We start from the raw sequence: 12954 nt of genomic DNA, 5'->3' as shown, positions 1-12954 counted from the left end.
TGCCATGCCGGAACCTGATCTGTGGGCTTTGTTCGACGAAGCAGCGGAGCGCCGGGCCAGCGACGTTCATCTTTCCTGCGGCCGCGCGCCGTTGTTCCGCGTCGACGGCCGGCTCGAGGACGGCGGGCGCGCCGTGGTCGGCCGGGAATGGCTGCTGGCGTCCATCAGGCGGATGCTCTCCGCGGCGGAATGGGACGACTGGGAACTGAATAAAAGCGTCAGCGCCGCGCATGAATTCGGCGCTCCCTCCGCGCTGAGGCGATTCCGCCTCAGCTGCTTCTGGAGCATGGGCCAGCCCGCGGCGGCGATCCGGTTGATCCCCGCTCGAATCCCGGCGCCGGAACAGTGCGGTTTGCCGGCGGTTCTGAAAAGACTCTGCGCGAAAGGCCACGGCCTTTTGCTGTTCACCGGGCCGTCCGGGAGCGGTAAGAGCACGGCGCTGGCCTCTCTGGTCGACTGGCTCAACGGGACGTACCGCGTCCACATCGTGACGCTGGAAGATCCCGTTGAGTTCGTGCACGAGGGCAAACGGGCGCTGCTTCACCAGCGTCAGATCGGTCGCGATTGCCCGAGCTTCGCGGCCGGCCTGCGGGACGCTTTGAGGCAGGATCCCGACGTGATCGGGATCGGGGAAATGCGCGACGGCGAGACGATCTCCGCCGCCGTCACGGCCGCCGAAACCGGCCATCTGGTGCTGGCGACGTTGCACGCGCCGGACGCGTCCCAGGCCGTTGAACGCATCATCGACGTCTTTCCGGCGGCGCAGCAGGCGCAGATCCGCGAGCAGACGGCGCTTTCGCTGGCGGGCGTGTGCGCGATGCGGCTGGTCCCGCAGCGCGCGGGCGGCCGCTGCTTGGCCACGGAAATGCTCGTCGCCACGCCGGCGGTGCGGAGCGCGATCCGCGAGTCGCGCACGGCGCAGCTGAAGACGATGCTGCAAACGTCGCAGCGCGACGGCATGCACACGATGGAACAGTCTTTGCTGCGGCTCGTCGAGCAGGAGCGCATCGCGCCGGAAGCCGCCCTTGCCGGCGCGTTTGATGGCGAAGAGATGAAGCGTCTTCTGGACGGCCGGTCGATGACGTCATGAAATTCTCCTATCGGGCCCGGTCTTCCGCCGGAGAGCTGCGAACGGGCGTGGTCGAGGGCACGAACGCGCGGGAAGCGGCGCGGCTTTTGCGTCGGCAGAGCCTGCTGCCGCTTGCGATCGAAGCCGGCGCTTCGGAAAAAGCGGCGCGGCCCGCGGCGTCGCTCTGGCGTAAACTGCGCGCTATCGGCACGATCCCGCTGCTGCAGAAAGCGTTGTTTTTCCGGGAGCTGGCGCTCTTCACCGCGGCGGGAATCCCGCTGGGCGTTTCCCTGCAGCGGCTTGCGGAGACGAGCCGCTGCGTTCCGATGATCGAAAAGATCCGGCGGGTGTGCCGGGGAGTCAACGGCGGACAAGCCATGAGCCGGGCGATGAGAGACGGCCGTTTTGGCGAGCCGGTCGACCGGATGATGCTCTCCGTCGGCGAAGAGACCGGGCGGCTTTCCGAATCGCTGGAGCTTGTGGCGGAACGGTACGAGCGCCGTGAACGGCTGCGCTCCCAAATTTTTTCCGCGCTGACCTATCCGGCGCTGGTGTTGTTCTTCTCTCTTGCGGTGCTTTTGGTTATGTTCGTTTTCGTTCTGCCGAAGTTCCACGAGATTTTCGCGCGTCTGAAAATTCCCATGCCGGCGCTCACGGCTCGGCTTTTTTACGTGAGCGGACATCTTCCGCTGATCCTGTCTTTCCTGTTTGCCGGCTTGGCTGCCGCCGCCGGCGCGCTCTGGGGGCTGCGCCGGGTGCCCGGGGCGCGTTTGGCGATCGACCGTCTGCGGCTGAAGGTCCCCGTCGTCGGCGCGCTGCGGGCGAAAGCGGCGCTGGCGCGTTCGCTGCGCAGTCTGGGGCTGCTGCTGAAATCCGGCGTGCCGTTGCTGCGTTCGCTCGAGCTCAGCGCGGAAACTTCTCGCAACACCGCGATGGCCCGGACGCTGATGGAACTGCACGACGCCGCTTCCCGGGGAGTCGGCCTGGCGGCTCGGGCCCGGGAACTGGCTCTGCTGCAGCCGGTCACGGCGACTTTGATCGCGGCGGGGGAGCAGACTGGGAAAATGGACGAAATGTTGCTGCGGGCCGCAGAGTGGCATGAAAGAGCGCTCGACGAGGGGATCAAACGGCTGACGTCCGTCCTCGAACCGCTGTTGATCATCGCGGTCGGGCTGGCGGCCGCGGTCGTCGTCGCGGCGATCTTTCTGCCGATTTTGCAGGCGGTGCGGTCGTTCTCATGACGAGGGACGAGATGAGAAAAGGTTTTCTGCTGGTCGAGTGCCTGATCGCCGCGGCGCTCGCGGCTGTTTTTCTGCCTCTGCTGGCCTCCGCCTTTACGGAAAACCTGCACGCCGCCGTTGAGCTTCGCCGTCGTCAGGAAGCCTGGCGGGGGGCGCTTTCGTGCGTCGAGGAAGTGGAGGCGTTGGGGAAGGTCCCTTCGCCAGAGAAGCTGTTGGAAAATTTTTCCAGCGGCTTCGCTTCGTTTGACGTTTCTGTCGACCTGTCGCCTTCGACGGAGGGAAGGATCTGTACGGTCCTGGTGACCTGGCCGGGACGGGGAGAAACGCGCGAAGTCAGGCTGTCCAGGCGGATTCGCTGAAGCGGTGTGCTCGGGGAAGGAGCGGGACGATGCTGTGGAAACGGAGAACTGAACGCTGCGCGGGGGCGGCGCTGGCGCTGCGCGATCGCTGTGCGTGCTACGGCGAACTTTTGCGGGAAGGCGGACGGGCGCGGCTCGTCAACGCCGATAAAATCTCTCTTCCCGACGGGGTGGTCAGCCGCGGACATCTGGTGGACGGGGCGGCCCTGGGCGCGTTTCTGCGCAGAAAATTGGCGTTCCGCTGGGGCAGGCTCCCTTTCGCCGTAGGGATCCCGTCGGCCGACTGCATTTTTCAGCTGTTTTCCCTGCCGGCGGCCGATCTGGAAGAGGCGCGCGCCTCCATGGCGTGGTGTTTTTCCGATTATTTCCCGTTCGATTTCGGCGAAGCGCTGTTCGATCTCTGCGAGGCGGCCGCGCCGGCCGGCGCCCGGCTGAGCCTTGTGGGCGCGGCCTGTGCGAAGGCGCAGGTTGTGCCGTTTCTCGAAAGTCTGCGCGGCTCGCGGGGGCGCGTTTTCGCCGCGGAACCGCAGATCGTCGCCTCGACGCGCGCTTTCGCTTCCGTCATCGCCGCAGAGCGTTTCCTGCTGGTCATGGCACGCGAAGGTTCGCTGCACTGCGCGTTCGTCTCCGAGGGGAGCGGCTTGGTCTTCCGCAGCGTCGCCCTCCCGGCCGAAGAGTTTGCCTGGAATTCGCAGATGTGTTCGGAAATAAACAGGACCTTGGATTATGTTTCCGAAAACTTCGGCGGGACCGCGCCGCCGGTTTATATCGCAAAAGACGCCTCCGCGCCGGCCGCGCTCCCGTTCGGCAATCTGCGCGCGGCGGCGCGGGAGATCGATTTCGACGGAGTCTGTCCGGCGGCTCTCGTGCCTCCGGCCGATCCCGGCTGGTACGACGTCGTCGGTTTGCTGCTGAGGTTCGCTCATGAAGACTGAATTCAATTTGCTGCCGGCTTCCTATTTCGAGCCGGTCGAGCCGGGATGGAAGCGCTTTCTGCGCGAATACGGGGCATTTGCCGTGATGTTTTTGTGTTTTTTGCAGTTTTTTATCTGCGCGCTGACGCTGTGGCCGCGTCTGCAGTCGCAGTACGCCGCGGTTTTGGAAGCGGAGCGCGAAGCGGCGGCGGCCGCGGCGCGTCTGAGCGAAGTGTGCGGGGAGCTTGAAGCGCACGACGGTCAGCTCAGGGCCATGATCGAGCACGGGCAAAGCTCGGCGCCGGCGCTTGAAATCCTGACGGCGCTCGCCGGCGCCTTGCCGGAGACGGGGGAGCTGGAAGCCGTCGCGGCGGACCGGGAACGCTGTCGGATCGAGATCCTGTTCGCCGATCGCGAGAGCGTGGATCACGTCTTCGAAAAGCTTGCGCGTCTGCCCTACGCGCCGCTGCGAATCACGGAGCGCCGGCTTCTGAGCGGCGGAAGTCTGCTCCTGTGTCTGGAAGGAACGAGGCGGGGACGATGAAAAAACTCACGGTGACGGCGCCCGTTTTTCGCGGGCTGGCGGCCGTCGCGCTGATGCTTGCCGTGGTGTGGGCTCAGAGTCGGATCGTGTCCCGCATCGACGATCTGAAAACGCGCACGGTGGAGCTGCGGCTGCTCGCCGAGCGCCGCGGAGCCCGCGCAGAAACGCTGACGGCTCGGATCGCCGCTTTGCGGGAAGAGCGGGATCGTTTCGACAAACTGCCGATCGTTCCGGCAGACACGCCCGAAGATTTGAAGGCGGCGCTGGAACAGGGCGCGCTGGCGGCACAGGTCGAGTGCGCCGTGTCCCTGTCGCCGGATCCCGATCGGCTTGGGGCGGTGCGTCTCGAGGCGGCTTTGCGGGCGCGGGGGCAGGGCATCCGCGCCTTTTTGAGCGAACTGCTGGCGCGCCGCGAGTTTTTTTGCATCGACCGCGTGGAGGCGCGCCGTACCGGCGAGCGGTCGTTCGGCGTGGACATGACGCTGTCGGCCTTTTTGCGGAAGGGGGCGGCGTCGTGAGCGCGATTCCCGGCAAGATCAGGACGGCGGCCGGCGTTTTCTGTTGGGGCTGCGCGATCCTTTCGTTGATTTTCACCGTCTTCTGGCAGCGTCGGCTCTTTCGTCCCGCGAAAATCGCCGTCGCGGCGGCGGCGCCCGAGGAACCGGCGCCGGTCGCGCGGAGCACCGAACTGGAACGGATTCTGCAGCGGCGGCTCGACGTCCTGAAGCGGGCGGCGGCGTGGGACGAATCATGGGACGGCGGCGACGATGCTTCGCCGGATGGGATCCTGAATCGTCCCCTTTTGGCGCTGCGCGGCGTCGTTTCGTCCGGCGGCCGGCAGTGGGCAGCCGTGGCCGTCGAAGGGGCGGCGGGGACGGTCCTGGCCGTCCCCGGGCAATCGCTGAACGGCGTGAGGATCCTGACGATCGGGCAGACGGGCATGACCTGTCAGTGGCGCGGGCAAAAATTTTTCGTGCCGCTGGAATAGGAGGGGCGTATGAATCCGAAGAAGCATTGCGCGGCGCTTGCATTGTTCCTGTTTCCCCTTTTCCTGCCGGCGGAACTTGCGGCAGGAACGCGCGCGGAGCCCCGGCTCTGGGCGCTTCGCGTGGAACAGGCCGGGGATTCGCATATCGTGTTGTCCTTGGAGGGGCAGGCGTTGAAACGCCCAGAACTGGCTTACAGGAATGAAAATTCCCTGACGCTGGTGCTCGAAGGCGTGCGCTTCCCCGCGCTGAACTACGAGCGCGATCTCGATACGCCGCTGGTCCCTCATATCAAAGTGGAAGACTCCAACCGCAGCACGCTGATCACGCTTTTCTGCGAAGAGCCCTTGCAGCTCGGCGACGTCAGAGGGGCCGGGAGCGGCCGCATGCGGATCCGCTTCGCAAAAGGCGGGCGCGCCCGGGATCGGGAACAAACGCCGATTCTGCAGGAAGGCGGAGACGCCGGGCGCATTTCGTCGAAAAAGATCTCCATGAACCTGAAAGACTGCGATCTGGCGGACGTCTTCCGCCTCCTCGGCGCGATGGCGGACGTGAACATCGTCGTCGACGCCTCGGTGCCGCAGAACGCGAGGATGACGCTGGCCTTCAGGGAGGCCCCCTTCGCGGACGTGTTTCAGTTCGTGCTCCGTTCTCAGAATCTCGGCTTCAGCGTCGTTGGCCGGACCGTCGTCGTCGGCGCGAAAAATTCGCTGGGCCTGCTGACGGGGCGCCTGACGACCAAGAGTTATCACGTCGCCTATGCGGAGGCGCAGAAGACCGCGCCCCTGCTGAAAGACCTGGCGGAGCTCGCTTCGCCGGCCAACAGAGTGCTGGTCGACGAGCGCCAGAATCTGATCATCGTCACGGGAACGGCCTTTCAGCAGGAAAAAGTGCGGCGAACGCTCCGCCTGCTCGACGCGCCGGGACGGCAGGTGATGCTCAAGGCGCGCATCATCGAGGTGAACGACGACGCGAGCGACCAGCTCGAAACGGCCCTCAACGCCGTTTACGACTGGTGGTGGGGCAGTTACCAGAACGGCGCGCTCTCGGCGGGATTCGCGCAGAGCGGTCACAAGCCCGGCACGGCCGAGGGGCCGCTGGGGAATCTGGACACTTCCGCCAATCTTCCCGGCGAGATCGGCAGCGGCATCGTCCGGCTGGCCGGCACGGCGACGCGGATGCTGGATTTTCGCCTTCACACTCTGGTGGAACAGAAAAAAGCGCGCGTCCTGGCGGATCCTACGGTGACCGTGCTCGACGGCGAAAAAGCGACCGTGAAGCTCGTGGAAAAACTGAAATACGTGTCGCGGCGCGACGACGCGCAGAATCCGACCTACGACGACGAAGAAGTCGGCCCCAAACTGGAAGTGACGCCCCGGATCGGACGTGGCGGCATGATCACCGTCGGCGTCTCCCTGGCGACAGGCGAGGTGATCCAGTGGATCCGCGGCGGTCAGGGCGAACAGATCCCGCAGACGAACTCCCGCACCGTCGAAACGAAGATCCGCGTGCGCGACGGCGAGCCGTTCGTGATCGGCGGCCTGTTCAAGGAAAGCCGTTCGCGCACGCGCGCCGCCGTGCCGATTCTGAGCAGCATCCCGCTGATCGGCGAGCTTTTCAAAGCCAAACTCGATAAAAAAACGCGCAGCCAGGTCGTGATGATTTTGATCCCCTATATTCTTGAAATCCCCGACCTTGAAAAGAGCTTCTGAAAAAATGTCGCTGTGACCGTTCATTGAAAGAGCCGCTCGAAAGCTCCCGCGTCTTACTTTTCGGTCCGTTGCGCTGGGACTGCAGACCTGCCGGCGCGGCCGGAGCGCGTGCGCCTGACTGCGCGAATATAAAAGGCAATCCGGCCGCGCCGAGGCGCTGCGGACGGATTGCCATGTCCTTTTACAGGCGGCTTTTTCAGCAGGCGGGAGTCTTTGTGCTGTTTTTGAAAAGATTCAAAGTGGTTACAAAAGCCTAAAGCATCTGCAATTCTGTGAAAATGGACGCGGCGTGTATTTTTTTATGTGTGAAACGGCGGCTTTTCTGTTATACTTTTCGATGCGGATATATTTCGAAGGCGCCGCCGCGATCTTTTGAAAGCAGATCGCGAAAAAGGCGAAAATCGAAAGGACGATGACATGATGAGAATCGGAAAGAGAGCGAAAACCCTGACGTCGATACTTCTGATGTGCGCGCTGGCATTCTCGGGCTTTCCCGCGGCGGCCGTCGCGGCAGGCGCCGCGCCCGCGGCGAAGAGAGCCGCCCCTGCCGCGAAAAAAGCGCCGGCGGCGAAGAAATCCGCGAAGAAGAAAGACGCCGCGAAAACGAAGAAAAAAGCGCCGAAGAAAACCACCATTCCAAAGAAATACGCCGCGCAGATCCTGAGGGAACACGACGCGTACATCGAGGCGTTCATCAACGCGGAAATGGGCGCCAGGTATTACTGCAAACGGATCCACGACGCCATCTACCGGGGCAAAAAGACGCCTTCGCAGGAAGAACTGGACGCCATGGCGTACGAGGTGACGCGGCTGAGAAAGGAACTGAGTTCCGTGGCGAAGAGGTACGCCCTCAACATCCGCGTGGCGAAGAGGATGGCGGTGTCTTTCATGAACGAAGAGGAGCGGACGATGCTGGCCGAAGCGCTGAGCTTTCTGTTCGCGACTCCGGCCTATGCGGCGCCTTTCAACCTGTCCAGTCTCGACGGCATCGAGGCGGGACTCAACAGCATCGCGGACGGCACTCCGGATATCAACGTGCCGGCCGCCGAGATCGACAGGCTCCGCAAGGAGGAGAAGAAACGGCAGCGGGAAATGGAGGCCAAATATCCCCAGGCCCGAAAAGACCGGATAAAAGCAGAAATGGCGGACGCCCGGCTGGACGCGGCCATTTCTGGTACGCTTGGCTACGTCGCCAGAGCCGGCGAGGTGGCTGCGGCCGGAACCGCTGCTGTCGCAGGCCTCGCTCTTTTCTTTCTCAGCGCTCCGTCATTAGCACCCGCGGTGGCTGGAATGGTGGGTACTACTGCAGGCACGTATGGTGCAGTTTTTGTCGTTACCAGTGGGGTAGTGGGGAGTGGGTTAGCGGCGGGCGATTCGATTCTGGGTTTTGTCGATGTCGCGACTGATAAAGATCGCAGCACTGAACGGAAGGATTTTAAAAAGATAACCGTGGCAGTCAATGCCGTAAACGTGGTCCAAGGAGCGGTAACCATATCCTCGGAGACCGAGGCAATAAAAGCAGTCGTCGATGGTATAGGCTGGGTGCAAAGTTATGAGGACATGCTTGACGCTTGTGAGGATCCCAAGGCTCCCGGGCGCAAAGGGGCAAAAGCCGTCAAGCGCGCCGCGGAATCCGCCAGCGACGCGAAACGGGAAAACAAGGACAACGGCGGCCACGACGGCTGCGGGCACTGACCGACCACCGGCGGCTCTCGCCGCGGCGTTGTGTGGCGGCAGCCGGGTCTGATCGATCTCGCGTGCTGAAATAATGGGCGTGGGGCGCCGCGCGCAAAAAATTCCGCCGGCCGGTTTCGGGGCGAAGCCGCGCGGGCGCCGCCGCATCGATCTTGCCCGCCGACGCTTCCGGCACGAGTCGGTTCCTTTGACGCCGACGGGATTTGTTCCTGTGCGATATCGTTTTTTTGTTTTTCCATAACGCCGCGCCTTCATGGGCGCTCCCAAGCGGGCCTGCGCGCTTCCACGGGCCCGCTTCCCTTTTATGAACGGCCCCCGGTGCGTCCCGGCGGAATCGTCCGCCGTCGGAGCTTACGCGCGGCATTATCGTTGAACGACGACACACGCTCTTGCAAATGGAGTGAAAACACATTAGAATTAAACGTCATGGCTGTCTGCATTCGCGGCAGAGAAACAGATTCTCGGGAGGGTACGTAACAAATGGCTGATATCGTCGATACGAGTAAATTTTACCCTGGCATGAAACTGAAATGGCAGGGCGGTCTGTGGGAAGTGGTGGACTGTCAGCATCACATGAAGGGGCGCGGCGGCGCCGTGCTCAAATGCAAACTGCGCAATCTCGACACGGGCAGCATTTCCGAAAACAGCTTCGTGTCCGGCAACGATAAATTCGAACGCATCGTCTTTGACGAGAAACCCGCTCAGTACAGCTACAAAGACGGCGACCACTACGTCTTCATGGACATGGAAAGCTACGAGGAAGTCTATCTGACCAAGGAAGCTCTCGGTCCGGCGCTCAATTATCTGACGGACAATCTCGAAGTCAGTCTCGACATGTACGAGGGCAAGGTCATGGGGATCACGCTGCCCAACAGCGTGGTGCTGAAGATCGTCGACACGCAGCCGAACTTCAAGGGCGACACGGCCGCCGGCGGCGGCAAGCCGGCCACGATGGAGACGGGCTTGGTCATCACGGTGCCGATGTTCGTCATGAACGGCGAGAGCGTCGTCGTCGACACCCGCACCGGCGAATACGTCGAACGAGTGAAAAAATAATTGAAGTGTTCCACGTGGAACATTTTATATTTTATTTAAGAAGAACTGGAAACTGCGTCTTTCAGCCTGTACGGAAAGACTGTTTCGAACCTGTTTTTCACAAAGGAGAGATCCGCAATGAGCGCACGTGAAAAGATCGCCTATGTCAAGGGACTTCTCGACGCCGGCAAGCCGGAAGACAAGCTCGCGCTTTCTCTCTTTAATGCCGTCGTCGAGGCGCTGGAGGCGTTGGCGGACGAGAACGGCGAGCTGAAAAAACAGCTGGAGGAGCAGCGGAGCGCGGCTGACGACCTCTATTCGATCTGCGGCGAGCTCGACGCCGATCTGTCCGACGTCGAATCGCGTCTGGGCATCGACGAAGAACTCGACGAAGACGAAGCGTCTCTCGAAGACGATTACACGGAAGTCGCCTGTCCGTCCTGCGGCCTGCATTTTTACTGCCAAACGTCCATGCTTTCCCCCGACGATCACTGCGTTGAGTGTCCCGACTGCGGGGAAAAGGTCGACGTGGATTTAGAGGCGGAGGATCATGACGCCGATTGACGAGCTGGACCAGACGTCCGAGCCGCTCTACAAATCCGATTTCGACCTGGAACGCGCCGTAGAGGAAGCCCGCGAGGAGGACCCGAAGTCGACCGACGGCCTGCTCCACATCTCCGAAGACGTCGTTCAGGAAATCGCCCGTCGGGCGCTGGCGCGGGTTTCCTCGGTGGTGCCGGCGAACGCCGGCATGTCGGTGCTGGGACTGGGACGAAAAAATCCCGAGGGCGTGCGCGTTTCGCTCGAAGAAGGGACGCAGTCGCAGATCTCCGTCGACGCCTACGTCCTCGTTCGCTACGGGCTTCGTATTCCGGACGTGGCTTGGGATTTGCAGGAATTCCTGAAAAAGGAGCTGGAGAGTTCGACCGGCTACGAAGTCAAGGCCGTGAACATTTTTGTCCAGGGAGTTTATTTCGGCGAACAGGCCCCAAAAGAAGAGCAAGGAACGGGAGAAACTGGAGCAAAGGCAGCGGTGACCACTGCCGGAGAGTAACATAACAGCCGGCTCGTCTTCGGGCCGGCTGCTGTCGTAGAGAAAGGAGGCATGCGCGACGTATCAGGATTTTGGGCGTACGCCCTATGGATTTATCAAAGTGGATACGCAGGCGGTGCTCTCTCTCGTTTCCCGCCATCTTCCCCAGGGAGTCCAGTGCAGCGCGGTCAGACTGCGCGCGCACGATCGTTTGTGTCTTGTCGTGATCAACGACAAGCGCGAGTTCTGGAGCCGCGAGGACGATATGCGCCGCGCCAAGGCCATCACCGAGGACCTGCGCGCCATGGGGATGGAGCTGCCCAGATTGCAGTGGATCAGACAGAGCCGCTTTCTCGCCGAGTCGCCCTACCTGGAGCATTCTCTCTGCGGGCAGCCTGCGTTCTGGATCAACTGCGCCTGCGGCGTGTTTGCCTTTTTTGCCCTTTCGTGGGGAGGCTTTGCCGTTTACGTCGGTTTAGGATGCGGCACGTGGCTGCTTTCGTCGTGGCTTATTTCCGGCGGAGGCTGGGCCAAGCTGCAGAATCTTTTGCCCTTTTTGAAAAGAGGTCCCCAATGGTGACGAATAAAGACAACATACAGGAATCGCTTCATGCGGCGCGGGTGCGCCTTTTCCAAATTCTGTGCGCGCTGGATTCTCTGGGCGGAAAGAAGCTTGACCAGCGTGAGATCGAAGCGTTTCTGGAAGAGCTTTTCGTCGAGCCGGAAGCCGCGGCGGAAAACGGCGCTGAAGCTGAAAGCGGGGAAGCCGGCGCCGACGAGGAAATCGGGGTATCGCGGGTTCCCTTGGCGGCCTATCGCCGATCCTGCGAGCGCGCCTGTTCCGTGCGCGGCGCCCTTGCTGAGATCGACGCCTTGATCGGAACGTACTCGACCGAATGGAAGACCGAGCGCATGAGCCTGGTGGACCGCACGATCATCCGCCTGGCGCTGTACGAGGCCGTGATCGCGAAAAAAGTCCCGGTCGGCGTCGCGCTCAGCGAAGCCGTGCTGCTGGCCAAAGAGTACGGCAGCGACGATTCGCCTCGTTTCGTCAACGGCGTCCTGTCTCGTATCGTCAAGGGCCTTTCTCTGTTATGATCCGTTACGGTCCCGTTCGCGTCAAAAAAGACGCCGCGCCTCTGACCGTAGACGAGGTCGCTCTGCGGGTAAAAAATCTGCTCGACTACGACGAGACGCTCGCCCATCTCGTTGTCGAAGGCGAACTGACCGATTTCAAACGTCACGTCTCCGGGCACGTTTATTTCGTCCTGAAAGGGCAGAACGCTTCGATGCCCTGCGTGATGTTCCGCGGCGACGCGGCGGGGACGCTCCTCTGGCCGGCGGTCGGCGATCGCGTCGTGGTTTCGGGCAGCGTGCGGCTTTATGAGGCGCGCGGCGCCGTGCAGATCTATGCGCGTAAAATATATCCGCTCGGATTGGGCGCGGCCGCGAGAGCCAAAGAGGAGCTCCGTCTCAAACTGGAAAAGGAAGGGCTTTTCGCTCCCGCGCGCAAACGCTCCCTGCCGCGTTATCCGCGGCGCGCGGCCTGCGTCACCTCCGACACGGGGGCTGCCGTTCAGGACGTGATCCGGCAGTTCCGCACCCGTTTCCCCGCCGCCGAGCTGATCGTCGTTCCTTGTCTCGTGCAGGGCGTCCGTGCGGCCGAAAGCGCCGCCGCGGCGATGAGACGGGTTTCGGCTCTGGCGGGGGTAGAGGTCGTGCTTCTGGTGCGCGGCGGCGGCGCCAAGGAGGATCTCAATCCGTTCGACGACGAGGAGCTGGTGCGGGAAGTCGCCCGCTGTCCCGTCCCCGTCGTGTGCGGCGTGGGGCACGAAGTCGACTGGTCGCTGTGCAATCTGGCCGCCGACCGGCGCGAACCGACGCCGACGGCCGCCGCCGCGTCGGTGTTCCCCGATCGTATGCGGGAGTTGGGCGGCCTGGCGGAATGCGCGCGTCTTCTTCATATGCACGCAGACCACGGCCTGCGCAATGAAAGGCAGATGCTTGCCAGCCGTGAGGAAAACATGAGGAATTTTCTGGGGCGTCTGCTGGAAAACGCGGCGCAGCGTCTTGACGATCTCGACGAAAAAACGACGTTCCACGCGCGCGCCGAACTTCGACAGAGGCAAGGGCAGCTCGACGGATACGAGCGTTCTCTGAGGAATCTCTCGCCCGCGCTTCTGGCGCGTCGCGGCTACAGCCTGGTCATGAGCGGCGGCAGACCGCTGCTCTCCAGCGTCCAGGTGCGGTGCGGCGACGCCATCGTCGTGCAGACGCTCGACGGCGACGTGAAAGGGCGCGTGGATTCCGTGGAGCCGCGCGGCGTGAACGGAAAAGATGCGCATATACAGTGAAGGAGAATTCAT

The 12954-nt window shown here is 62.6% G+C and carries 15 protein-coding genes; all 15 read left to right on the top strand.

What is annotated here, in order from left to right; translation table 11 throughout:
• Positions 1–4 precede the first annotated feature (4 nt).
• The 15 genes from RAH42_RS07080 (at position 5) to xseA (ending at position 12942) form a co-directional block, all read left to right on the top strand.
• Positions 5–1090, top strand: a complete 1086-nt coding sequence (locus RAH42_RS07080) for a PilT/PilU family type 4a pilus ATPase (RefSeq protein ID WP_317539135.1) — start codon at positions 5–7, stop codon at positions 1088–1090.
• Positions 1087–2310, top strand: a complete 1224-nt coding sequence (locus RAH42_RS07075) for a type II secretion system F family protein (protein ID WP_078016463.1) — start codon at positions 1087–1089, stop codon at positions 2308–2310. The genes RAH42_RS07080 and RAH42_RS07075 overlap by 4 nt, the downstream gene beginning before the upstream one ends.
• 11 nt (positions 2311–2321) lie before the next feature.
• Positions 2322–2669 carry a hypothetical protein gene (locus RAH42_RS07070; RefSeq protein WP_143521788.1) on the top strand — a complete coding sequence of 116 codons (348 nt, stop codon included), beginning with the start codon at positions 2322–2324 and terminating at the stop codon, positions 2667–2669.
• 29 nt (positions 2670–2698) lie between these two features.
• Positions 2699–3604 (top strand): hypothetical protein, encoded by a 906-nt coding sequence (locus RAH42_RS07065; RefSeq protein WP_078016465.1) that lies wholly within the window; start codon positions 2699–2701, stop codon positions 3602–3604.
• Positions 3594–4127 (top strand): hypothetical protein, encoded by a 534-nt coding sequence (locus RAH42_RS07060; protein ID WP_078016466.1) that lies wholly within the window; start codon positions 3594–3596, stop codon positions 4125–4127. The genes RAH42_RS07065 and RAH42_RS07060 overlap by 11 nt, the downstream gene beginning before the upstream one ends.
• Positions 4124–4645: a hypothetical protein gene (locus tag RAH42_RS07055; RefSeq protein WP_078016467.1), complete on the top strand. Its 522-nt coding sequence runs from the start codon at positions 4124–4126 to the stop codon at positions 4643–4645. The genes RAH42_RS07060 and RAH42_RS07055 overlap by 4 nt, the downstream gene beginning before the upstream one ends.
• Entirely contained in the window at positions 4642–5115 is a 474-nt protein-coding gene (locus tag RAH42_RS07050) for a hypothetical protein (protein WP_078016468.1), read from the top strand. Before RAH42_RS07055 ends, RAH42_RS07050 begins: the two co-directional genes overlap by 4 nt.
• 9 nt (positions 5116–5124) lie before the next feature.
• Positions 5125–6825 carry a secretin N-terminal domain-containing protein gene (locus RAH42_RS07045; RefSeq protein WP_078016469.1) on the top strand — a complete coding sequence of 567 codons (1701 nt, stop codon included), beginning with the start codon at positions 5125–5127 and terminating at the stop codon, positions 6823–6825.
• Between the two features lie 417 nt (positions 6826–7242).
• Positions 7243–8520: a hypothetical protein gene (locus tag RAH42_RS07040; protein ID WP_205948279.1), complete on the top strand. Its 1278-nt coding sequence runs from the start codon at positions 7243–7245 to the stop codon at positions 8518–8520.
• A gap of 480 nt (positions 8521–9000) precedes the next feature.
• On the top strand, positions 9001–9576 hold the full coding sequence (gene efp, locus RAH42_RS07035; protein ID WP_078016471.1) for an elongation factor P: 576 nt from the start codon (positions 9001–9003) through the stop codon (positions 9574–9576).
• A 117-nt stretch (positions 9577–9693) separates the two neighbouring features.
• Positions 9694–10119: a CD1247 N-terminal domain-containing protein gene (locus RAH42_RS07030; protein ID WP_078016472.1), complete on the top strand. Its 426-nt coding sequence runs from the start codon at positions 9694–9696 to the stop codon at positions 10117–10119.
• Positions 10106–10609: an Asp23/Gls24 family envelope stress response protein gene (locus RAH42_RS07025; RefSeq protein ID WP_078016473.1), complete on the top strand. Its 504-nt coding sequence runs from the start codon at positions 10106–10108 to the stop codon at positions 10607–10609. Before RAH42_RS07030 ends, RAH42_RS07025 begins: the two co-directional genes overlap by 14 nt.
• 100 nt (positions 10610–10709) lie before the next feature.
• Entirely contained in the window at positions 10710–11168 is a 459-nt protein-coding gene (locus RAH42_RS07020; RefSeq protein ID WP_078016474.1) for a hypothetical protein, read from the top strand.
• Positions 11162–11686 carry a transcription antitermination factor NusB gene (gene nusB / locus RAH42_RS07015; protein ID WP_078016475.1) on the top strand — a complete coding sequence of 175 codons (525 nt, stop codon included), beginning with the start codon at positions 11162–11164 and terminating at the stop codon, positions 11684–11686. The genes RAH42_RS07020 and nusB overlap by 7 nt, the downstream gene beginning before the upstream one ends.
• Positions 11683–12942, top strand: a complete 1260-nt coding sequence (xseA, locus tag RAH42_RS07010) for an exodeoxyribonuclease VII large subunit (RefSeq protein ID WP_317539134.1) — start codon at positions 11683–11685, stop codon at positions 12940–12942. The genes nusB and xseA overlap by 4 nt, the downstream gene beginning before the upstream one ends.
• Positions 12943–12954 lie beyond the last annotated feature (12 nt).

Origin of the sequence: Pyramidobacter sp. YE332 (assembly GCF_033060595.1) — a bacterium.
GTDB lineage: Bacteria > Synergistota > Synergistia > Synergistales > Dethiosulfovibrionaceae > Pyramidobacter.
This window is presented reverse-complemented; position numbering and strand designations above follow the sequence as displayed.